Source organism: Actinacidiphila epipremni (assembly GCF_012034175.1).
GTDB lineage: Bacteria > Actinomycetota > Actinomycetes > Streptomycetales > Streptomycetaceae > Actinacidiphila > Actinacidiphila epipremni.
On sequence record NZ_JAATEJ010000023.1, the window covers coordinates 79,764 to 101,676 of the forward strand.

The 21,913-nt window shown below is 73.5% G+C and carries 20 protein-coding genes and 1 riboswitch; of the genes, 6 read left to right on the forward strand and 14 right to left on the reverse strand.

Going from position 1 to position 21,913, the window contains the following annotated elements:
* Positions 1 to 13: 13 nt before the first annotated feature.
* The gene (locus tag HCN08_RS25090; RefSeq protein WP_167985505.1) at positions 14 to 1,447 is read right to left on the reverse strand and encodes a gamma-aminobutyraldehyde dehydrogenase; all 1,434 of its coding nucleotides are present in this window, start codon (positions 1,445 to 1,447) and stop codon (positions 14 to 16) included.
* A gap of 204 nt (positions 1,448 to 1,651) precedes the next feature.
* Between HCN08_RS25090 and HCN08_RS25095 the strand changes: the two genes are divergently transcribed.
* From HCN08_RS25095 to HCN08_RS25115, 5 genes are all read left to right on the forward strand, one after another.
* Positions 1,652 to 2,128 carry an Lrp/AsnC family transcriptional regulator gene (locus HCN08_RS25095; protein ID WP_167985506.1) on the forward strand — a complete coding sequence of 159 codons (477 nt, stop codon included), beginning with the start codon at positions 1,652 to 1,654 and terminating at the stop codon, positions 2,126 to 2,128.
* Positions 2,129 to 2,130: 2 nt separating this feature from the next.
* Complete coding sequence (locus HCN08_RS25100) at positions 2,131 to 3,492, forward strand: aspartate aminotransferase family protein (protein ID WP_167985507.1); 1,362 nt, start codon at positions 2,131 to 2,133, stop codon at positions 3,490 to 3,492.
* Positions 3,493 to 3,730: 238 nt separating this feature from the next.
* Complete coding sequence (locus HCN08_RS25105) at positions 3,731 to 4,459, forward strand: ABC transporter ATP-binding protein (protein ID WP_167985508.1); 729 nt, start codon at positions 3,731 to 3,733, stop codon at positions 4,457 to 4,459.
* Between the two features lie 316 nt (positions 4,460 to 4,775).
* Entirely contained in the window at positions 4,776 to 5,897 is a 1,122-nt protein-coding gene (locus HCN08_RS25110) for a hypothetical protein (RefSeq protein ID WP_167985509.1), read from the forward strand.
* A gap of 34 nt (positions 5,898 to 5,931) precedes the next feature.
* Positions 5,932 to 7,047, forward strand: a complete 1,116-nt coding sequence (locus HCN08_RS25115) for an LOG family protein (RefSeq protein WP_167985510.1) — start codon at positions 5,932 to 5,934, stop codon at positions 7,045 to 7,047.
* A 50-nt stretch (positions 7,048 to 7,097) separates the two neighbouring features.
* Here HCN08_RS25115 and HCN08_RS25120 read toward each other — a convergent pair whose 3' ends face one another.
* From HCN08_RS25120 to rpsB, 10 genes are all read right to left on the reverse strand, one after another.
* Positions 7,098 to 7,574 carry a VOC family protein gene (locus tag HCN08_RS25120; protein WP_167985511.1) on the reverse strand — a complete coding sequence of 159 codons (477 nt, stop codon included), beginning with the start codon at positions 7,572 to 7,574 and terminating at the stop codon, positions 7,098 to 7,100.
* 130 nt (positions 7,575 to 7,704) lie between these two features.
* Complete coding sequence (locus tag HCN08_RS25125) at positions 7,705 to 8,772, reverse strand: ABC transporter ATP-binding protein (RefSeq protein ID WP_167985512.1); 1,068 nt, start codon at positions 8,770 to 8,772, stop codon at positions 7,705 to 7,707.
* Between the two features lie 89 nt (positions 8,773 to 8,861).
* Entirely contained in the window at positions 8,862 to 10,469 is a 1,608-nt protein-coding gene (locus tag HCN08_RS25130) for an ABC transporter permease (RefSeq protein WP_167985575.1), read from the reverse strand.
* 124 nt (positions 10,470 to 10,593) lie between these two features.
* Positions 10,594 to 11,706, reverse strand: a complete 1,113-nt coding sequence (locus tag HCN08_RS25135; RefSeq protein WP_167985513.1) for a thiamine ABC transporter substrate-binding protein — start codon at positions 11,704 to 11,706, stop codon at positions 10,594 to 10,596.
* Positions 11,698 to 11,826: riboswitch (TPP riboswitch) on the reverse strand. (Overlaps the previous gene by 9 nt.)
* A 99-nt stretch (positions 11,827 to 11,925) precedes the next feature.
* On the reverse strand, positions 11,926 to 13,032 hold the full coding sequence (rlmN, locus tag HCN08_RS25140) for a 23S rRNA (adenine(2503)-C(2))-methyltransferase RlmN (RefSeq protein ID WP_167985514.1): 1,107 nt from the start codon (positions 13,030 to 13,032) through the stop codon (positions 11,926 to 11,928).
* Positions 13,033 to 13,148: 116 nt separating this feature from the next.
* Positions 13,149 to 14,141: a phosphatidate cytidylyltransferase gene (locus HCN08_RS25145; protein ID WP_167985515.1), complete on the reverse strand. Its 993-nt coding sequence runs from the start codon at positions 14,139 to 14,141 to the stop codon at positions 13,149 to 13,151.
* Positions 14,142 to 14,249: 108 nt separating this feature from the next.
* The gene (frr, locus tag HCN08_RS25150; protein ID WP_167985576.1) at positions 14,250 to 14,807 is read right to left on the reverse strand and encodes a ribosome recycling factor; all 558 of its coding nucleotides are present in this window, start codon (positions 14,805 to 14,807) and stop codon (positions 14,250 to 14,252) included.
* 55 nt (positions 14,808 to 14,862) lie between these two features.
* Entirely contained in the window at positions 14,863 to 15,645 is a 783-nt protein-coding gene (gene pyrH, locus HCN08_RS25155; RefSeq protein WP_240970424.1) for a UMP kinase, read from the reverse strand.
* A gap of 195 nt (positions 15,646 to 15,840) precedes the next feature.
* Positions 15,841 to 16,677, reverse strand: coding sequence for a translation elongation factor Ts (tsf, locus tag HCN08_RS25160; protein WP_167985516.1), 837 nt, complete (start codon positions 16,675 to 16,677; stop codon positions 15,841 to 15,843).
* 111 nt (positions 16,678 to 16,788) lie between these two features.
* On the reverse strand, positions 16,789 to 17,715 hold the full coding sequence (rpsB, locus tag HCN08_RS25165; RefSeq protein ID WP_167985517.1) for a 30S ribosomal protein S2: 927 nt from the start codon (positions 17,713 to 17,715) through the stop codon (positions 16,789 to 16,791).
* Positions 17,716 to 17,979: 264 nt separating this feature from the next.
* On the opposite strand from rpsB, the gene HCN08_RS25170 reads away from it, so the two are divergent.
* The gene (locus HCN08_RS25170) at positions 17,980 to 18,585 is read left to right on the forward strand and encodes a peptidoglycan DD-metalloendopeptidase family protein (protein WP_240970425.1); all 606 of its coding nucleotides are present in this window, start codon (positions 17,980 to 17,982) and stop codon (positions 18,583 to 18,585) included.
* A 38-nt stretch (positions 18,586 to 18,623) separates the two neighbouring features.
* Here HCN08_RS25170 and HCN08_RS25175 read toward each other — a convergent pair whose 3' ends face one another.
* From HCN08_RS25175 to dprA, 3 genes are all read right to left on the reverse strand, one after another.
* Complete coding sequence (locus HCN08_RS25175) at positions 18,624 to 19,205, reverse strand: TetR/AcrR family transcriptional regulator (RefSeq protein ID WP_206319209.1); 582 nt, start codon at positions 19,203 to 19,205, stop codon at positions 18,624 to 18,626.
* A gap of 30 nt (positions 19,206 to 19,235) precedes the next feature.
* Positions 19,236 to 20,069 carry an RNA polymerase sigma factor WhiG gene (gene whiG, locus HCN08_RS25180; RefSeq protein ID WP_167985519.1) on the reverse strand — a complete coding sequence of 278 codons (834 nt, stop codon included), beginning with the start codon at positions 20,067 to 20,069 and terminating at the stop codon, positions 19,236 to 19,238.
* Positions 20,070 to 20,410: 341 nt separating this feature from the next.
* Positions 20,411 to 21,826: a DNA-processing protein DprA gene (dprA, locus tag HCN08_RS25185; protein ID WP_167985520.1), complete on the reverse strand. Its 1,416-nt coding sequence runs from the start codon at positions 21,824 to 21,826 to the stop codon at positions 20,411 to 20,413.
* Between the last annotated feature and the right edge of the window lie 87 nt (positions 21,827 to 21,913).

A 21,913-nucleotide genomic window follows, 5' to 3' on the forward strand; every position in this document is an offset into this window, starting at 1 on the left:
CACCGCCGGGGGGTCAGTCCAGCGACGTCATCACGTGCTTGATGCGGGTGTAGTCCTCGAAGCCGTAGCCGGACAGGTCCTTGCCGTAGCCGGACTTCTTGAAGCCGCCGTGCGGCATCTCGGCGACCAGCGGGATGTGGGTGTTGATCCACACGCAGCCGAAGTCCAGCCGCTTGGACATGCGCATGGCGCGGGCGTGGTCCTTGGTCCAGACCGACGACGCCAGGCCGTAGTCGGTGTCGTTGGCCCAGCCGACGGCCTGGTCCTCGTCGGTGAAGGACTGGACGGTGATGACCGGGCCGAAGACCTCCTGCTGGATGATCTCGTCGTCCTGGCGCAGGCCGGAGACGACGGTGGGGGCGAAGAAGTAGCCGATCTCGCCGACCCGGAAGCCGCCGGTCTCGACCTTGGCGTGGGCGGGCAGCCGGTCGATGAAGCCGGCGACGCGCTCCAGCTGGCCGGCGTTGTTGAGGGGGCCGTAGAGCACGTCCTCGTCGGCGGGCAGGCCGGTCTTGGTCTCCGCCGCGGCCTTGGTGAGGGCGGCGACGAACTCGGTGTGGACCGACTCGTGCACCAGGACGCGGGTGGCGGCCGTGCAGTCCTGGCCGGCGTTGAAGTAGCCGGCGACCGCGATGTCCTGGACGGCGCGCGGGATGTCGACGTCCTCGAAGACCACGACCGGGGCCTTGCCGCCCAGTTCCAGGTGGACGCGCTTGAGGTCGCGGGCGGCCGATTCCGCGACCTCCATGCCGGCGCGCACCGAGCCGGTGATGGAGGCCATCGCGGGCACCGGGTGCTCGACCATGAGGCGGCCGGTGTCGCGGTCGCCGCAGATGACGTTGAAGACGCCCTTGGGCAGGAACTCGGCCATGATCTCCGCGAGCAGCACGGTGGAGGCCGGGGTGGTGTCCGAGGGCTTGAGCACGACCGTGTTGCCCGCGGCGATGGCCGGGGCGAACTTCCACACCGCCATCATCATCGGGTAGTTCCACGGCGCGACCTGGGCGCACACCCCGACCGGCTCGCGGCGCACGAAGGACGTCAGGCCGTCCATGTACTCCCCCGCGGAGCGGCCCTCCAGCATGCGGGCGGCGCCGGCGAAGAAGCGGATCTGGTCGACCATGGGCGGGATCTCCTCGCTCATGGTCAGGCCGACGGGCTTGCCCGTGTTCCGGCTCTCCGCCGCGACCAGCTCCTCGGCGCGGGCCTCGACCGCGTCGGCGATCTTCAGCAGCGCCTTCTGCCGGTCGGACGGCGTGGTGTCCCGCCAGCCGGGGAACGCGGCGGCGGCAGCGGCCATCGCCGCGTCGACGTCGGCGGCGCCGGACAGCGGGGCGGTCGCGTACGCCTCGCCCGTCGTCGGGTCGACCACCTGGGTGGTCCGGCCGTCGGCGGCCGGGCGGAAGTCCCCGTCGATGTGGTTGTGCAGAATTCGCAGGTCGGTCACGACGATTGCTCCCTGGTCGTCCGGATCGTGCTGCTGTGTCGGTTGTCCACGTGTCGAGACACCACCCAGCCTAACCGGAGCACTGCGGGATCCGACATACCCGCCCCCCGATGACAACCGAATCAGTGAACAATGCTCGGCATAGCCACGGATTTCATCGTACGAAGCTTGCGGGACCGACGACCTGTCCTGCACAGTGGTCGGGTGGCCACACGTGACACGACCGGCGGGCACCCGGCGATAGACGCGGTGTCGAAGGCGATCATCGAGCAGCTGATGGAGGACGGGCGGCGCCCGTACGCGGCCATAGGCAAGGCCGTGGGCCTGTCCGAGGCGGCGGTGCGGCAGCGTGTGCAGAAGCTGCTCGACCAGGGCGTCATGCAGATCGTCGCGGTGACCGACCCGCTCACCATCGGCTTCTGCCGGCAGGCCATGGTCGGCATCAAGGTCGAGGGCGACATCGACCCGGTCGCCGACGCCCTGGCGGAGTTCGACGAGGTCGAGTACGTGGTCGTCACCGCGGGCTCCTTCGACCTGCTCGCGGAGATCCTCTGCGAGGACGACGACCACCTGCTGGAGCTGATCAACAAGCGGATCCGCGCGCTGCCGGGCGTGCGGTCCACCGAGAGCTTCGTCTACCTCAAGCTTCGCAAGCAGACCTACACCTGGGGAACCAGATAGCCATGAGCGCAGATCTGTCGAAGACGGCGTACGACCACCTGTGGATGCACTTCTCCCGGATGGCGGACTGGGCGGACACCCCCGTGCCGACCATCGTGCGCGGCGAGGGCGCGTACATTTACGACGACCGCGGGCGGCGCTGCATCGACGGGCTGTCCGGGCTGTTCGTGGTCAACGCCGGGCACGGGCGGCGCGAGCTCGCCGAGACCGCGGCGCGGCAGGCCGCGGAGCTGGCGTACTTCCCCGTGTGGGGGTACGCGCACCCGCGGGCCGTGGAACTGGCCGAGCGGCTGGCGCACCTGGCGCCGGGCGACCTGGACAAGGTCTTCTTCACCACCGGTGGCGGCGAGGCCGTCGAGACGGCGTGGAAACTGGCCAAGCAGTATCACAAGCTCACCGGCAACCCGGGAAAGTACAAGGTCATCTCCCGGGCCGTCGCCTACCACGGCACCCCGCACGGGGCGCTGTCCATCACCGGGCTGCCCGCGCTCAAGGCGCCGTTCGAGCCGCTGGTGCCCGGCGCGTTCAAGGTGCCCAACACCAACATCTACCGGGCGCCGGTGCACGGCGACGACCCGGAGGCGTTCGGCCGCTGGGCCGCCGACCAGATCGAGCAGCAGATCCTCTTCGAGGGCCCCGACACCGTCGCCGCGGTCTTCCTGGAGCCGGTGCAGAACGCCGGCGGCTGCTTCCCGCCGCCGCCCGGCTATTTCCCGCGGGTGCGGGAGATCTGCGACCGGTACGGCGTGCTGCTCGTCTCCGACGAGGTGATCTGCGCCTTCGGCCGGCTCGGCACGACCTTCGGCTGCCAGAAGTTCGGCTATGTGCCGGACATGATCACCTGTGCCAAGGGCATGACGTCCGGCTACTCCCCGATCGGCGCGTGCATCGTCTCCGACCGGGTGGCCGAGCCCTTCTACCGCGCCGGCACCAGTTTCCTGCACGGCTACACCTTCGGCGGCCACCCGGTCTCCGCGGCGGTCGCACTGGCCAACCTCGACCTCTTCGACCGCGAGGAGCTCAACCAGGGGGTGCTCGACCGCGAGGCGGACTTCCTCGCGACGCTGAGCCGGCTGCGCGACCTGCCGATCGTCGGCGATGTGCGCGGCAACGGCTTCTTCTACGGCATCGAGCTGGTCAAGGACAAGGCGACCAAGGAGACCTTCACCGAGGAGGAGACCGAGCGGGTCCTGTACGGCTTCCTGTCCCGCGCGCTGTTCGAGAACGGGCTCTACTGCCGCGCCGACGACCGCGGCGACCCAGTGGTGCAGCTGGCGCCGCCGCTGATCGCCGAACAGGGGCTCTTCGACGAGATCGAGGCGATCCTGCGGGAGGTGCTGACGCAGGCGTGGGCGAAGCTGTGAGAGCCGGGCGCCGGTAGGGCGCAGGTCGCGGGCTCCCGCGCCGCTCACCCGGACGGCCTGCGACCGGGCGCCGGGCGCCGCTCACCCGAACGGACGGATCGGCGGCTCCGGCCGCCGCGCCTGCGGGCCTGACCGGCCGCGGCGTGCCTACCGTGCCGGGGAGTGACCGCCCACCCCGGCGCCCGCGGCGCACCGCCGCCGCCCGCCCGCCGGGGACGACCCGCGGAGGAACGACGGCATGGTGGCCCCGCCCGACAACGACGTGCTCTTCGCCCGCTCCCTGCGCCACTCGTACCGGGGCTCACCGGCCCTGCTCGGCGTCACCGTCGGCGTGCGCCGGGGAGAGATCCTCGGCGTGGTCGGCCCCCGCGGATCGGGCAAGACGACGCTGCTGCGCTGCCTGTCCGGGCAGATCACGCCCGACGAGGGCGAGGTGTGGTTCGACGCCGCGCCCGTGCACACGATGCCCGAGGCCGCCCGCGACCAGCTGCGGCGCGAGCGCTTCGGCTGGGTCGGCAGCGAGCCGCAGCTGCTGCCGGAGTTGACGGCGTGGGAGAACGCCGCCCTGCCGCTGCTGATGCGCGGGGTACGGTCGCGGGCGGCGCGCGGCCAGGCCCAGGAGTGGCTGGAGCGCCTCGACATCGGCGCCGCCGCCCGCAAGCACCCCGGGGCGCTGCTCCAGGCGGAACGGCAGCGCGTGGCGGTGGCGCGCGCGCTGGTCGGCGTGCCCGCGGTGGTCTTCGCCGACGACCCGGCCGCGCCGCTGCACCACGCCGACCGGGCGCAGGTGCTGCGGACCCTCGCCAGCGCGGCCCGCTCCCACGGCATGACGGTGGTCCTGACCGGTACCGACCCGGACACCGCCCGCTTCACCGACCGCGCCCTGACCCTCCGCGACGGCCACGCCGGCACCCCCGCGCCCCTGCGCGACCCCGAGCCCACCGACCCGACGCCGGCCAACGCATGACCGCCCGCCGCGCCCCCGGCCGCCCCCTGACACCGACGGGCCACCCCCGCACGGCCCGGCCCCGCGCAGCCGCCCCCGGGGCCGTGCGCGCCGCCCGTACAACCGCCGCACCATGCCGCCCCGGCCGCCGGACGGCTCCGCCCGGCGCACACGGCGCCCGACCCGTGCCGCCCCGCACCGGCGCACCTGCGGCCGGGCGCCACGCCCGTACGCCCGCCGCCGCATGCCGTGCCGCCAGGCGCTCCCGCCGGGACGGCGGCGCAATGTGCCGCGTGGCCCGGGCTTCGATCCTGCGTACCCGACCGGAGGTCGTGTCGTGCTGAGCTGGCGGATGGTGCGCGGGGCGCGGATCGGGGCCATGGGGCGGTGGCTCCTGGTGGTGGCCGCCGCGGGCGGCACGGGGATGCTGCTGCTCTCGGCGCTCGGGTGGGCGCTGGGGCACGCGCAGCCCGGGGCGAGCGCCGAGGTGCGGCTGGTGTGGTGCGCGGTGCCGGTCGCGATGACGGTGCAGGTGGCCGCCATGGTGGGGCTCGCGCAGCCGCTGGGCTGGCCGGGCTCCGGGCTCGCCGGGGTCGGGCTCGGCCGCAAGGCGACGCTGCTGATCGGCGCGGCGGGCACCGCCCTGGCGTGCGCGCTCGGGTCCGCGCTGGCCCTGCTGCTCTTCCTGTACCTGCGCGGCGACCTCGGCGGTGTGCCGTACACCGGCTCCGCCGCCGGTGTGCTGGGCGCCGGGCACCGGCTGCCGGCCGCGGGCGCCGGGACGCTGCTCGCCGTCGTGCCGCTGGGCGCCGCCGCGGCCGTGGCGGCGCGGGTGTGGCAGCCGCCGGCGCCGGCGCCGGGCGCGGGACCCGCGGGGCTGCCGTGGGGTGTCGCGCTGACCGCCGTGGGGCTCGCGGTGCAGGTGGCCGCGCCGCACGGCGACGCGCTGCCGCTGCCGAGCGGCCTGGGCTCGGTGTCCGCGGCGACAGTCGCCGGCTGGGTCGTCGCCTCCGCGGGGATGGTGGTCGCGGGGCCGGGGCTGGTGTTCCTGTGCGGCCGGCTGCTGGCCCTGCACCGGCCGGGCGCACTGCGGCTGCTGTCCGGGCGGGCGCTCCAGCAGGAGGCCCGCAGGATCGGCCGCCCGCTGGGCCTGCTGTGCGCGACGGCGACCGCGACGCTCGCGGCGTACGACCTCCAGCACGGCTCTGGCCACCGGCTCGGGCCGCTCACGACGTTCGCCGCGGCGCTGGTCGGGGTGTGCGTGCTGGCCGTCGCCGGCACGGCCCTGGTGGAGGTCGCGAGCGCCCGCGGCAGGTCCGTCGCGGCGCTGCGCGACATCGGTGCCTCCCCGGCGCTGCTGCGGGGCGCGCTGGCCCTGCGTACGGGCGTGGTGCTGGCGGTCGCGGTGCCGCTGACGGCGGTGGTCGCGGCGTTCGCGACCGTACCGGCGACACGGTGACCGGGTGAGGGGCCCGGCGGGCTATGGTGCCGCCATGCCCGCCGACAGCACTCCCCCGCCCGCACGCGAGATCGAGACCCTTGAGGAGTTCGACCGGATCGCGCTGACCGGCTCCTTCGCCGGATACCGCGTCCAGGCCGTGGACCTGACGGACCGTACGTTCGCGCTGCTGGTCGCCGACACCACGCAGGCGGTCTTCCTCGGCTGCCCGATGGAGCCGCAGGCGCTCGCGCACGTACGGGCCGGCGGCGCGCTGGTCTTCCCGCCGGTGCCGCACCTGCCCTTCGACCCCTACCGGGCCACGCTCTACAGCCCCGCCGAGCTGTACGCGGACCTCGCCGTCGCCGGCTACGAGCACACCCCGGACGCCCGCTCGTACGACTGGTTCACGCAGACCGCCGCGGGCGGCGACATACTCGCCTCGATGCTGCGCTCCATCCACGACGACGCGGTGACCGACGCCCTGGACGAGCACCTGGCCGGGGCGCGGGTGGTCGGCGTGATGGGCGGCCACGCCATGAAGCGCGGCACCGACGCCTACGCGGGCGCCGCCCGGCTCGGCCGGGACCTGGCCCGCGCGGGCATGACGGTGGCGACCGGCGGCGGGCCCGGCGCGATGGAGGCGGCGAACTTCGGCGCCTACGCCGCGCCGCACGAGGACGTGATGCTCGGCAAGGCGCTGTCGGTGCTCGCCGGGGTGCCGTCCTTCCGGCCCTCGGTCGGGGCGTGGGCGGCGGCGGCCTTCGAGGTGCGCGAGCGCTGGCCGGAGGGCGGCTCGTCGCTGGGCGTGCCGACGTGGTTCTACGGGCACGAGCCGCCGAACGCCTTCGCTTCGCATATTGCGAAGTTCTTCGCCAATTCCGTCCGCGAGGACACCTTGCTGGCGCGCTGCAACTCCGGCGTGGTCTTCCTGCCGGGCGCGGCGGGCACGGTGCAGGAGATCTTCGAGGCGGCGACACCGAACTACTACGCCTCGCGGGGCGAGCCGACGCCCATGGTGCTGGTGGACCGGCACCACTGGACCGAGGAGCTGCCGGCCTGGCCGCTGCTGAGCGCGCTGGCCCGCGACCACGCGATGGCCTGGCGCATCACGCTGGTGGAGTCGGTGACCGAGGTGCCGGGCGCGCTGGCGCGGCTGGAGGAGAAGTGACCCCGGGCGGCCCGGGGGCGGCAGCCGGGCGTTGCCGCCCGGGCCGCTGATCAGGCGGCGTCGGCGGCGGCCTCCAGCTCCGCGATCACCAGCTTCTTCATGCCCAGCATGGCCTTGACGGCGGCCTGGGACCGGTTCTGGTCCGGGTCGGCGATCAGCTGGTTGAGCCGGTCCGGGACGATCTGCCAGGACAGGCCGTAGGGGTCCTTCAGCCAGCCGCAGGGGCCCTCCTCGCCGCCGTTGGCGGTGAGCGCCGTCCACAGCCGGTCGACCTCCTCCTGGGAGTCGCAGTCGACGCTCAGCGAGACGGCCTCGTTGAAGGTGAACTCCGGGCCGCCGTTGAGCGCGAGGAAGCGCTGCCCGCCGAGCTCGAACTCCACGATCATCACGCTGCCGGGCGTGCCGGGGCCGGCCTCGCCGTAGTGCTGGACGTTGATGACGCGGGAGTCCTGGAACAGCGAGGTGTACAGGGCCACCGCCTCCTCGGCCTGGTCGTCGTACCAGAGGAATGTGGTGATCTTCTGCATGGCGGGCTCCGATCTCGTCGGCCGGTGGCGCGTCCTTCGCGCCTCCAGCAGATAGGACGGACCGGGTCCGCGAAACTCATCGGTGCCCATCCGTGTGGCCCGCGGGCCCGGGACGGGGCCCGGCCGGCCGTCAGGCGGGCAGCGCGACGACGTCCTGCGGGTCGAAGGTCACGGCGACGGTGTCGCCCTCGCGCGGCGCGGCCCGCAGCGCGCACTCGGCCTCCAGGCGCGGCCCGCGCTCGGGGCGCAGCGTGACGGCCACATGGCCGCCGCGGAAGGTGCGGGCGACCACTTCGCAGCGCAGGGCGCCCTCGTCGGCGGCGGAGGCGGGGGCGGGGGCAGGGGCGGGGGCGGCGGACAGCAGGACGCCGGTGGGGCGGACCAGCAGCCGGCAGGGGCCCTGCGGGGTGCCGGGCGGCACGGGCAGCGTGCCCCACTCGGTGGTCGCGGCGCCGCCGGCCACCACGGCGTCGGTGATGCTGTCGAAGCCGAGGAAGCGGGCGACGAACTCGTCCGCCGGGTGCTGCCAGACCTCCAGCGGGGTGCCGGTCTGGGCGATCGTGCCGTCCCGCATGACCACGACCCGGTCGGCGAGCGCGAACGCCTCGCCCTGGTCATGGGTGACGGCCAGCACAGTGGTGCCGAGCCGGCCGAACAGCTGCCGCAGCTCGACCACCAGGCGCTCGCGCAGGCTGCGGTCGAGCTGGCCGAGCGGCTCGTCCAGCATCAGCAGCCGCGGCTCGGGCGCGAGCGCGCGGGCCAGCGCCACCCGCTGCTGCTCGCCGCCGGACAGCGCCGCGACGGCGCGGCCCTGGGCGCCGGGCAGGCCGACGAGCTCCAGCAGTTCGGCCACCCGGTGCTCGCGCTGCTCGCGCGGCGCCTTGTGCATGCGCGGCCCGAAGCCGACGTTGCCGCCGACGTCGCGCTGCGGGAAGAGCTGATGGTCCTGGAACATCAGCCCGACGCCGCGCCGGTGGGGCGGCACACCGCGCTGGTCGGCCCCGTCGAGGAGCACCCGGCCGGCGTCCAGCGGCCGGAGTCCCGCGACGGCCCGCAGCAGGGTGGACTTGCCGCTGCCGCTGGGGCCGAGGACGCTGACGATCTCGTGCTCGGCGACCGCCAGGTCGACGGCGTCCAGTGCCGCGCGCTCGCCGTAGCGCACGGTCGCGGCTTCCAGGCGCAGCAAGGCGCTGCCCATTGCCGAGGGCTTGGCCATATGTGTCGGATTCGTCTGATCCGCCGTCGGGTTCGTCGTCGTCATCTCGGTCACGGCTTTCCGGATCTCGGTCACAGCTCTCCGGCGCTGGGCGTGCGCAGGTTTTCCAGCACCAGCAGGGACGCGGCGCACACCGCCATCAGCACGGTGCTCAGGGCCATCGCCTGCCCGTAGTTCATGGGCCCGGCGCGGCCCAGCAGGCGGGCCACGGCGACCGGCAGGGTGGGGTCGTCGGGGCGGGCGATGAAGACGGTGGCGCCGAACTCGCCGAGGGAGACGGCGAAGGCGAATCCGGCGGCGATGGCCGCGGCCCGCGAGACCATGGGCAGGTCGACCTCCCGCCACACCCGCCAGGGCGACGCCCCGAGCACCGCCGCGGCCTCCCGCAGCCGGTCGTCGACCGCCCGCAGCACCGGCAGCATCACCCGTACGACGAAGGGCGCCCCGACCAGTGCCTGGGCGAGCGGCACCAGCAGCCAGGAGTCGCGCAGGTCCAGCGGCGGCTTGTCCAGCGCGATGAGGAATCCGAAGCCTATGGTGACGGCGGAGGTGCCCAGCGGCAGCATCAGCAGCGCGTCGAAGCCGCGGAGCAGCCGCCCCGACCTGCGTACCAGCGCCGCCGCGGCCAGTCCCCCGACGACCAGGGCGATGACGGTGGCGACGGCGGCGAACCGCAGCGAATTGCCCACGGTCTGCCAGGGCGCGACGCTGAACGTCCCGCCGTCGGTCGAGCCCAGGGCGCGGTAGAAGGCGAGGCCGTAGCCGTTCGGGGTGTCGAAGGAGCGGGCGACCAGCACGCCGAGCGGCAGCAGGACGACCAGGGCGACGACGGCGAGGACCGCGCCGAGCAGGGCGCGCTCGCCCGGGCCGCCCGGCCGGTGCGCGGTGCGGGCCGGGTCCACCAGCCGCAGCGCGGACTCGCGCCGCCGTACCGTCCAGCCGTGCAGGGCCAGGATCGCCAGCACGGCGGCGAACTGCACGAGCGTCAGCACCGCGGCGGTCGGCAGGTCGAAGACCTCGGCGGTCTGCCGGTAGATCTCCACCTCCAGGGTCGAGTACGTGGGCCCGCCGAGGATCTGGATCACGCCGAAGGAGGTGAAGGTGAACAGGAACACCATCAGCGCCGCCGCGGCCACCGAGGGCAGCAGCGCCGGCAGCGTGACCCGGCGCCAGGCGGCCAGCCGGCCCGCCCCCAGCATCCGCGCGGCCTCTTCCTGCGCCGGGTCCAGCTGCGCCCACAGCCCTCCGACGGTGCGGACGACGACGGCGTAGTTGAAGAAGACGTGCGCGATGAGGATCGCCCACACGCTGGTGTCCAGCCGCACCCCGAGCAGCGAGTCGGTGAAGCCGTCGCGGCCGAGCAGCGCGAGGAAGGCCGAGCCGGCGACGACGGTCGGCAGCACGAACGGCACCGTCACCACCGCGCGCAGCAGCCGCCGCCCGGGGAAGTCCAGCCGGGCCAGGACGTACGCGCCGGGCAGCGCCAGCAGCAGCGTCAGGGCGGTGGAGGCGGCGGCCTGCCAGCAGGTGAACCACAGCACGTGCCGGACGGCGGGGTCGCCGAGGACGTCGCCGACCCGGCCGAACTGCCACCGGCCTCCCTGGTGCAGCCCGCGGCCCACGATGGCCGCCACCGGGTAGCCGAAGAAGGCGGCGAAGAAGAGCAGCGGCAGCGCCATCAGCGCACCGCGGACCAGGGCCGCGCGGGTCCGGGCGGCCCTGGCCGCGCCGTCCTGGACGCCGCGGCGGTCACCGGTGCCGGCGCCGCGGCCGTGTCCGGTCCGCAGCACGCTCACGACGGGCTCACTTGAGGACGATGCCGTTCCACGCGCCGACCCAGTCGTCGCGCTTGGCGGCGATCGTGTCGGGCGACAGCGTGGCCGGGTGGTCGACCTTCGCGCCGTACTTGACGAAGACCGGCGGCTCCACGGCGTCGTCGCGCACCGGGTCGACGTACATCTGCAGCGGCATGTCCTGCTGGAAGGTCCTGCTCAGCATGAAGTCGATGAGGGCCTTGCCGCCCGCGGTGTTCTTCGCGCCGTGCAGCAGGCCGGCGAACTCGATCTGCCGGAAGCAGGTGCCGGTGGCCACCCCGACGGGCGACTGCGCGGGCTCCGGGGTGACGCCGACGACCTCGGCGGGCGGGCTGGAGGCGTAGGAGACGACGAGCGGCCGGTCGCCCTTGGCCTGCTTGCCCGCCGACGAGCCGGAGAAGCGGTCGTTGTAGGCCTGCTCCCAGCTGTCGACGACCTCGACGCCGTTGGACTTCAGCTGCTTCCAGTAGTCCTGCCAGCCCCCGTCGCCGTAGGTGGCGGCGCTGCCCAGCAGGAAGGCCAGGCCCGGCGAGGACGTCGAGACGTTCTCGGTGACCAGCAGGTTCTTGTAGGCGGGCTTGACCAGGTCGGCGAAGGTCTGCGGCGGGGCCAGGTGGTGCGCGGTGAAGTAGCCGCGGTCGTAGTTGACGCAGACGTCCCCGGAGTCGATCGGGGTCACCCGGTGCTTGCCCGCGTCGAGTTGGACGTCCTGGGGGACGTGCGCGAGGTCCTTGGCGGTGTAGGGCTCGAACAGGCCGTTGTCGAGGGCGCGGGAGAGCAGCGTGTTGTCGACGCCGAAGAACACGTCGCCGCGCGGGTGGTCCTTGGTGAGGATCGCCTGGTTGACGGCGGCGCCGGCGTCACCGCCGCGCAGCACCTTGACCGTGTAGCCGGTCTCCTTGGTGAACTGCGCGAGCACGGACTTGGAGGCGGCGAACGAGTCGTGGCTGACCAGGGTCACGGTCTTCGAACCGCCCCCGGAGCCGGTGGCCTTGCCGTCGTCCGTACCGCTGCTGCCGCTGCTGCCGCAGGCGGCCAGGACGGCCGTCGCGGCCGTGGCGAGGGCGAGCGCGCTCACAGCACGCCGAGCGGTGGTTCTCATCGTGTGACTCCCTACGCCGGTATGACCCGGATCAGGTGGGAGGGTCTGCGGCCTGAGACCCCCTACCGGGTCACTCGCCGCACTCTCAGCGCCGTCGCAGGCGCTCCCCTGTCGGAATGTTCTGTTGTACGACCGTAGGCCCGGCGTTTGTCGTCCCGTCGGCCCGGTGGTCGCCGACCGTACGATAGCAGCAGGTCAGCGCCGGGCCTGCGGCGCAGGTCAGCGCTCGGACGCGGCGAGCTGGCCGCAGGCGCCGTCGATCTCCTGGCCACGGGTGTCGCGTACGGTCACGGGCACGCCGTGGGCCTCCAGCGCGGCCACGAAGGCGCGCTCGTCCTCGGGCCGGGAGGCCGTCCACTTCGAGCCGGGCGTCGGGTTGAGCGGGATCAGGTTGACGTGCACCCGGTGGTTCTTCAGCAGCCGGCCCAGCCGGTCGGCCCGCCACGCCTGGTCGTTGACGTCCCGGATGAGCGCGTACTCGATCGAGACCCGGCGCCCGGAGACGTCGGCGTAGTGCCAGGCGGCGTCCAGGACCTCGCGGACCTTCCAGCGGGTGTTGACCGGTACGAGGGTGTCGCGCAGCTCGTCGTCCGGGGCGTGCAGCGAGACCGCGAGGCGGCACTTGAAGCCCTCGTCGGCAAAGCGGTAAATGGCCGGGACCAGGCCGACCGTGGAGACGGTGATACCGCGCTGCGACAGGCCCAGGCCGTCCGGCTCGGGGTCGGTGAGGCGGCGGATGGCGCCGATGACCCGGTTGTAGTTGGCCAGCGGCTCGCCCATGCCCATGAAGACGATGTTCGACAGCCGCGCCGGGCCGCCGGGGACCTCGCCGTCCCGCAGCGCCCGCATGCCGGCGACGATCTGGTGCACGATCTCGGCGGTCGACAGGTTCCGGTCGAGGCCCGCCTGGCCGGTCGCGCAGAAGGGGCAGTTCATGCCGCAGCCGGCCTGTGACGAGATGCACATCGTGACCCGGTCGGGATAGCGCATCAGCACCGACTCGACGAGGGTGCCGTCGAACAGCCGCCACAGCGTCTTGCGGGTGTCCCCGTCGTCGCACGAGGCGTGCCGCACCACGGTCATCAGCTGCGGCAGCAGGTCCCCGGCGAGCCTCTCCCGGGCCGCGGCCGGGATGTCCGTCCAGGCGCCGGGGTCGTCGGCGTACCGCGCGAAGTAGTGCTGCGACAGCTGCTTGGCCCGGAACGGCTTCTCCCCGAGCGCGGCCACCGCCTCCCGTCGCTCCGCGGGCGAGAGGTCGGCAAGATGCCGCGGGGGCTTCTTGGCCCCGCGCGGCACGGCGAAAGTGAGTTCTCCGGGTGCAGGCATGATGCCTACCAGTGTCGCATCCCCGCGCAGGTCCTTCGGCCGGGCGGCCGGTCCGGCCACGGCAGCGGCGCAGCCGGGTAGCCGGCGAGCCGAAGGGCGAGCCGGCGGCAAAAAAATCAGCCCTGGCCGACGAAGGCGACCAGGAGGAGCCAGACGACCGGGGCGGTGGGCAGGAGGCTGTCGAGGCGGTCCATGATGCCGCCGTGGCCCGGGAGCAGGGTGCCCATGTCCTTGATGTCGAGGTCGCGTTTGATCATCGACTCGCCGAGGTCGCCGAGGGTCGCGCTGACGGCGGCGGCCAGGCCCAGGAGCAGGCCCTGCCACCAGTGGCCGCCGTCGATGAAGAACTCCATCAGCAGGGCGCCGGCGACCATGGCGAAGGTGATCGCGCCGAGCAGGCCCTCACGGGTCTTGCCGGGGCTGATGCGCGGGGCGAGCTTGGTGCGGCCGAAACGCCAGCCGACGGCGTACGCGCCGGTGTCGCTGATCACGGTCAGCAGCAGGAAGACCAGCACCCGGCGCGGGCCGTCGTCGGCGGCGAGCATCATCACCACGAAGGTGGCGAGGAAGGGCACGTAGAAGGCCGCGAAGACACCGGCGGTGACGTCCTTGAGGTAGTCGTGCGGGGGCTGCGCCATCCGCCAGACCAGGACCGCGAGCGCGGTCAGCGCCATCGCGATCCACGCCCCGTCCGCGCCCGCGGTGTAGCCGGAGACCACCATGGCGGTGCCGCCCGCCACGAGCGGGATCAGCGGCGCGTGGACGGCCTTGCGCTCGGCCAGGCGGGAGGTCAGCTCCCACAGGCCCACCGCCACGGCGACCACGACGACGCCGACGAAGACCGCCTTGACCAGGAACAGCGCCGCGAGCACGATCACGCCGAGCCCGAGGCCGACGCCTATCGCCGCCCGCAGGTTACGCCCGGCGGACTTCTTCGCGGGGGCGGGCTGCGGCGGCGTCGGCTGGGACGCCGGTGGCGAGGGCGGCATAGGACGAGTCTTCCCTCTGCTCCGGCTTTCCGTGGCGGAACCCGCCGTTGCGGTGACCGTGTCCTCGGCCGCTCCCCAGTGTCCGGCGCGTGGCGAAGCGCCCCAGGAAGAGTCGTTCACTGAGCTTCGCCTCGCGTCGTCGTCGGGGGTTGCGGAGGGACGGTGGTGGTGGCCCGGGTCGGGCGGTCGCGGCCGGGCCCGGGGAGGTGCGGCACTGAGCGGGGCCCGTCAGACCTCGAGCAGCTCCGCCTCCTTGTGCTTGAGCAGCTCGTCGACCTGCGCGACGTACTTCGCAGTGGTGTCGTCCAGCTCCTTCTCGGCGCGGCGCACCTCGTCCTCGCCGGTGTCGCCGTCCTTGACGAACTTGTCCAGGGTCTCCTTCGCCTTGCGGCGGATGCTGCGGATGGAGATCTTGGCGTCCTCGCCCTTGGACTTGGCGACCTTGATGTACTCGCGCCGCCGCTCCTCGGTGAGCTGCGGGAAGACCACCCGGATGATACGGCCGTCGTTGCTGGGGTTGACACCGAGGTCGGAGTTGCGGATCGCCTCCTCGATGTTGCGCAGGCTGCTGCTGTCGAAGGGGGTGATCACCGCCATCCGCGGCTCGGGCACCGAGAAGGACGCGAGCTGGTTGATCGGGGTCACGGTGCCGTAGTACTCGGCCACGATCTTGTTGAACATCGCCGGGTGCGCGCGGCCGGTGCGGATCGCCGCGAAGTCGTCCTTGGCGACCACGACGGCCTTCTCCATCTTCTCCTCGGCTTCGAGGAGGGTTTCTTCAATCACCATGTGCTCCTGGTATTCAGAAGGCGGGGCCTTGCGGGCGCGGGCGGCTGCACGGCTACTGCCTCGTGCCGTGGGTGTTGACCAGTGTGCCGATCTTCTCACCCTTGACCGCGCGGGCGATGTTGCCCTCGGCCAGCAGCTCGAAGACCAGGATCGGCAGCTTGTTGTCCTGGCACAAAGTGATCGCCGTGAGGTCGGCGACCCGCAGGTCGCGGGCGATGACCTCGCCGTAGTCCAGTGCGTCGAACATGACCGCTGCCGGGTTGTGCTTGGGGTCGGAGTCGTAGACGCCGTCCACCCCGTTCTTGCCCATGAGCAGCGCCGAGGCGTCGATCTCCAGCGCGCGCTGGGCGGCGGTGGTGTCGGTGGAGAAGTACGGCATGCCCATACCGGCGCCGAAGATCACCACCCGGCCCTTCTCCAGGTGCCGTACCGCGCGCAGCGGGATGTACGGCTCGGCGACCTGGCCCATGGTGATGGCGGTCTGCACCCGGGTCTCGACGCCCTCCTTCTCCAGGAAGTCCTGGAGCGCCAGGCAGTTCATGACCGTGCCGAGCATGCCCATGTAGTCCGAGCGGGCCCGGTCCATGCCGCGCTGCTGCAGTTCGGCGCCGCGGAAGAAGTTGCCGCCGCCGACGACGAGGGCGATCTCGTAGCCGTCGGCGACGACCGCGGCGACCTCGCGGGCGATGGCGTGCACGACATCGGGATCGACGCCGAGTCCGCCGCCACCGGCGAACGCCTCGCCGGACAGCTTGAGCAGGAAGCGGCGGCCGGCGCTCGCCGGGCCTGCGGCGCCGGGCGTGCCGGTCGTGGCGGGTGCGGCGGCTTCGTTCATGGGGATCTCCTCGTGCACGTACAAAGGAGGCCACTGCCGTGGGTCCTTGTGGGTTCCCGTGACGGCAATGGCCTCCTTGTCACATCTGCGGCCGGCCGGCGGCCGGCGGCCTGCGTACGACCCTATGGGCCGACCCTAGCGGGGCCGCCGGACAATTACTCCCCCGGCGGCACCCGGACACGGCGCAGGCCGCGGTCAGACGCCGACGCGGAAGCGGGCGAAGGACTTCAGCGTCACGCCGGCCTCGTCCAGCACCTTCTGCACGGTCTTCTTGGCGTCCTTGGCGAAGGACTGCTCGAGAACGACGTTCTCCTTGAAGAAGCCGTTGACGCGGCCCTCGACGATACGCGGCAGGGCGGCCTCGGGCTTGCCCTCCTCGCGCGCGGTGGCCTCGGCGACCCGGCGCTCGTTCTCGACGGTCTCGGCGTCGATCTCGTCGCGCGTGAGGTACTTCGGCGCGAACGCGGCGATGTGCTGGGCGACGTCCTTGGCGGTCTGCGGGTCGGCCTTGTCCAGCTCGACCAGCACGCCGACCTGCGGGGGCAGGTCCGGGCTGGTGCGGTGCAGGTAGGAGGTGACGTAGGCGCCCGAGAACTGCGCGAAGCGGTCCAGGACGATCTTCTCGCCGAGGGTGGCGTTCGCCTCGTCGACGAAGGCCTGCACGGTCTGGCCGGGCTTGATCTCGGAGCCGAGCAGGGTCTGGATGTCGGCCGGCTTGGTGCTCGCCACGTGGGCGGCGATCGCGTCGGCGACGGCGACGAACTTGTCGCCCTTGGCGACGAAGTCGGTCTCGCACTTGAGCTCGACGAGGACGCCCTCGGAGTTGTCGGCGGCGATGAGGGACACCACGGCGCCGTTGGAGGCCGAGCGGCCCTCGCGCTTGGTGACGCCCTTCTGGCCCTTGACCCGCAGGATCTCTACGGCCTTGTCCAGGTCGCCCTCGGCTTCGGTGAGGGCGTTCTTGCAGTCCATCATGCCCGCGGCGGTCAGCTCGCGGAGCTTCTTGACGTCAGCGGCGGTGAAGTTCGCCATGGGTGTGAGTCTCTTCCCGAATGGTCGGTGGATCGACGGGTGGACGGCGGGGGCTCGCGCCCCCGCCGTCGTCACGCGTGGGGCCGGCGGCCGTGGGCGGCCGGCCTCGGGTCAGGCCTGCGGGGCGTCGCCCTCGGCGGCCGGCGCGTCCGCGGCGGCGTCCGCAGCGTCCGCGGCCGGAGCCTCGGCGGGCGTCTCGGCCGGGGCGGCGGGCGCCTCGGTCGCGGCGGCCTCGGCGGGTGCCTCGGTCGCGTCGTCGGCCTTCTTCTCGCCTTCCAGCAGGTCACGCTCCCACTCGGCCAGCGGCTCCGAGGCGCCTTCGGCCTTCTTGTCGCCCAGCGCGGCGCCGGAGCGGGCGATCAGGCCCTCGGCGACGGCGTCGGCGATCACGCGGGTGAGCAGCGTGACGGAACGAATCGCGTCGTCGTTGCCCGGGATCTTGTAGTCGACCTCGTCGGGGTCGCAGTTGGTGTCCAGGATCGCGACGACCGGGATGCGGAGCTTGCGCGCCTCACCGACGGCGATGTGCTCCTTCTTGGTGTCGACGATCCAGACCGCGCTGGGCACCTTCTGCATCTCGCGGATGCCGCCGAGGGTCTTCTCCAGCTTGTCCTTCTCGCGGGAGAGGACCAGGAGCTCCTTCTTGGTCAGGCCGGAGGCGGCCACGTCCTCGAAGTCGATCTCCTCGAGCTCCTTGAGGCGCTGCAGGCGCTTGTAGACGGTCGAGAAGTTGGTGAGCATGCCGCCCAGCCAGCGCTGGTTGACGTAGGGCATGCCGACGCGCGAGGCCTGCTCGGCGATGGCCTCCTGCGCCTGCTTCTTCGTACCGACGAACATGATGGAACCGCCGTGGGCGACGGTCTCCTTGACGAACTCGTAGGCGCGGTCGATGTACGACAGCGACTGGAGCAGGTCGATGATGTAGATGCCGTTGCGCTCGGTGAAGATGAAGCGCTTCATCTTCGGGTTCCAGCGGCGGGTCTGGTGCCCGAAGTGGACGCCGCTCTCCAGCAGCTCCCGCATCGTGACGACGGCCATGGCCGTACTCCTTGAAGTGCTCGGTTACCGCGACGGCCGGACGGCCGTCGCGCCTGACGCCCCGGCGCGCCGTGCCACGAGGGACCGAGGGGCGCGGCCACCGCCCCGGAGAGGGGGTCGGTGGCGGGGCGTGCGAAGTCGACCCGGTGACCCGGATCGCCAGAGAAATTGTACGGGACCCGCGGAGCGGCGGGCGACACCCGAGTTATCCACAGGCCGGGACCATGATCATCTCTTGCCGGCGGAATGCGGGATCGTCGTGTCATGGCGTTCACGGCGATGTGGTTCACGGTGGTGGTGGCGGCGCTGCTGACGGTTGCGGGCGGCGGCGCGGTGCAGGGTACGGGCGGTGCGCCGGCCGGCGGTTCGGGTGCGGCGCCGGGCGGGCCGGGCGTGCCGGGCGGCGGGCGGAGCTGGCCGGTGGCGGGGCAGGGGGCGCGGGGGCGGCCGGTGGTGCTGCGTGCGTTCGAGCCGCCGGCGACGGGGTGGGGCGCCGGCCATCGCGGGGTGGACCTGCGGGCGGGCCCGGCCGCGGCGGTACGGGCGGCGGCGCCGGGCGAGGTGGTCTTCGCCGGGCGGGTGGGAGGCGCGGGCGTGGTGGTGCTGCGGATCGCGCCGGCCCTGCGGATCAGCTACGAGCCGGTGCGGGCGACGGTGGCCGTGGGCGCCCGAGTGGCGGCGGGCGGGCAGGTCGGGGTGCTGGAGGGCGGGCTCGCGCACTGCCCCGGCTGGTGCCTGCACTGGGGGCTGCTGCGCAGCACGCCGGGCGGTGACGTCTATCTAAACCCGCTGTCACTGCTGCCGCGCCGGATACTGCGCTCGGGGCCGTCCCGGCTGCTGCCGGTCGCCGGGGTCCCGGCGCCGGGGTGAGGGGCGCGGGGCACGATCGGACGGGCGGGGCGCGCGGGTCAGCCGGTGACGCCGTGCAGGGCCATCGTGACGGCGGCGCGGGTGATGGCCCCGGGGTCTTCCGCGGCGCCGAGCTCGATACGGCGGACGGCGGCGTCGACGACGCCCTGGAGCATCATCGCGCTGAGCCGCGGCTGGTCGTGGCCGAGCTCGGACAGCGCGGCGACCACCAGGGTGACCAGGCCGCCGTGCGCGGCGCGGATCCGCTCACGGGCGCCGGCGTCCAGCTCGCCGGCCGAGATGGCGACGACGGCCCGGTGCCTGCGGTCGCCGACCAGGGCGAGCTGGCTGCGGACGTATGCCTCGATGCGCCCCTCGGGGGTGTCGGCGGCCCGCATCGCGGCCTCGACCTCGGCGGCCCACACGGGGAAGTCGACGGCGCACAGCTCCTCGACGACCGCGGCGCGCGAGCGGAAATATTCGTAGACCGACGAGCGGGCCAGCCCGGTGCGCTCGGCGAGCGCGGGGAAGGTCAGTGCGTCGGTGCCGCCCTCGGACAGCAGCGAGCGGGCGGCGTCCAGCAGGGCCCGGCGCTGCATCGTGCGGTGTTCGGCCACCGAGGCCGCTCGAATCCTGGGCATCACACCACTGTAGACACTGCCGGACCGCCGTCAGCGGCCGACGTCGGCGAGCTTTGCCCGCAGTTGAAGCACCGACTTGGTGTGGATCTGGCTGACCCGGCTCTCGGTGACGCCGAGTACCTGGCCGATCTCGGCGAGCGTCAGGCCCTCGTAGTAGTAGAGGGTGACGACGGTCTTCTCGCGCTCGGGGAGGGTGTTGATGGCGCGGGCGAGCAGCCGGCGCAGCTCGCGGTCCTCGGCGACCTCGACCGGGTCGTCGGCGCCGGTGTCCTCCAGGGTGTCGACCAGGCTGAGCCGGTCGCCGCTGTCGGTACCGGGGTGCAGCAGCTCCTCCAGGGCGACGACGTTGGCGAGCGACAGCGCGCTGAAGACGCCGTGCAGCTCCTCCAGGCCGACGCCCATCTCGGCGGCCACCTCCGGCTCGGTGGGGGTGCGGCGCAGCCGGGCCTCCAAGGTGGCGTAGGCGCGCTCGACCGCCCGGGCCTTCTGCCGGACCGAGCGCGGGATCCAGTCCAGGGCGCGCAGTTCGTCGATCATGGCGCCGCGGATCCGGGTGATCGCGTAGGTCTCGAACTTGATCGCGCGGTCCGGGTCGAACTTCTCGATCGCGTCGATCAGCCCGAAGACCCCGGAGGACACGAAGTCGGCCTGCTCGACGTTGGGCGGCAGCCCTACGCTGACCCGGCCCGCCACGTATTTGACCAGCGGCGAGTAGTGCAGGATCAGCTGTTCGCGCAACCGGGCGTCCCCCGTGGACTTGTAGGTCCGCCACAGCTCGTCGAGCGACGTGGGAGCGGCGGGCCGGGCGGTGGCGGGGGCGGTGGTCGCCGTCGCCCGTTCGGACCCGGGGGTGTACTGGGGCATGCGTCGTGGTGCGCCGTTCTGCCGTGACGTGGATGGGAGCGGTGGGGAGGGGGACGGAGGCTGCGGGGAGGTGGGCGGCGAAGGAGCCATGGCTGAAAAGGAGGCCCCCTGAAAGCGTAGCGTGACCATGCTGTCGCTTATTGCTACATCGTCGTGATCGGGCATACGCAGATACGTTCCTCTGCGAGTACGTGGACGCCGGGCCGGTCGCGGCGTCCGGCACAGGCGCCGCCTCGCGCCCGCACCGGCCATGATGGGCCGCCGCCGCGCCCCGCTCGGCCCACCCCGCAATCGCCCCAGGTCATGGGCCCGCGCTGTCACCTGATGGTGTGCCGCCGGCGTCAACCGGCGCGCTGTGCCGGGCCGTCGCCCGCGGTACGGACCAACTGCCACCTCTCGTCCAGCCGTTCGACGAAGCCGAGGGCCTGCAATTCGTAGAGCCTGCTCAGCGTGTCGTCGCGGCCGGTCCCGGCGGCGTCGGCGATCTCCCGCTCGCCGGCCGCGCCTCGCCCGGGCAGCGCCTCCAGCACCCGGGCCGCGGCGGGAGCCAGCAGGTCACGCGGCAGCACCGGGCCGCGGCGCGGCGGCGCGAGGTCGGCGCCGATCTCGCCGACCAGCTCGACCACCTCCGCCGCGTCGGTCACCACGGCGGCCCCGCCGCGCAGCAGTTCGTGCACCCCCTCGGACAGCCCGCTGGTGCACGGGCCCGGCACCCCCATCGTGATCCGGCCCAGCGCCGCCGCCCGGCGGGCGGTGATGAGCGAACCGCTGCGGTAACGGGCCTCGACCACCACCGTGCCGCGGGTCAGGGCGGCGATGACCCGGTTGCGCAGCACGAAGCGGCTGCGCGTCGGATGGTCGCCCGGCGGGAGCTCGCCGACCAGCAGCCCGCACGCGGCGATCTGCCCGATCAGCTCGGCGTTGCCCGGCGGATACGGCACGTCCACCCCGCAGGCCACCACCCCGATCGTCGCGCCGCCCGCGCCGAGCGCGCCGCGGTGCGCCATCCGGTCCACCCCGTAGGCGGCGCCGGAGACCACCACCCAGCCGGCCTCCGCGAGCCCCGCGCCCAGCAGCGCCGCCATATGGGAGCCGTAGTCGGTGCAGGCCCTGGCCCCGACCACCGCGACCGAGCGCAGCGCCCACAGCCGCAGCGACGGCCGCCCGCGCACCCACAGCCCGAGCGGGCGCTGCAGGCCGAGGTCGTCGAGCTGGCCGGGCCAGTCGCCGTCCCCCGGGCAGACGAAGCGGGCCCCCGCCCGGTAAGCGGCGCCGAGATCGGCCACCGGGTCCGCGCGGGCCGACCGCCGGGCGTACCGCGCCGTCCGGTCCGCGCTCGCCCCCGGCAGCACCTGCCCGGCGCGTACGGCCCGCAGCGCCGCCTGCGCACCCCGCTCCCGCAGCGCCCGGCCCATCACCTCGTCCCCCGGGTCCGCCACCCTCGTCAGCGCGGCCCGCGCCAGCCGCTCGCCCCACCCGGCGCACTCCCCGAGCCCCGCCGTGACATCCCCCGCCCCGCCGGGTTCGTACGCCCACCTCAGCGCCTCCTCATCGACCCCCGGCGTCGCCCCGGGCAGCGGTCCCGGCGGCGGCCCGGGCGGCGGTCCCGGCAGCCGTCCCGGCGGCGCCCCACCACCCGGCCCCGGCGGCAAGCCCGGCGGCGGCTGGCACCGCTCCCCCGCGCCCGGCGGCTGCTGCGGCTCCCACGCCCCCAGCCACGGCGGCCCGGGCTGCAGCTCACCCTCACCGGCGGCCATCAGCGCGCTCCCCCGTGCCCGGCGGACGCGCCGCCCCCACCTCCGCCTCCGGCCGCGGCAGCGCAGGCCGCGGCTCCCGCTCGCCGG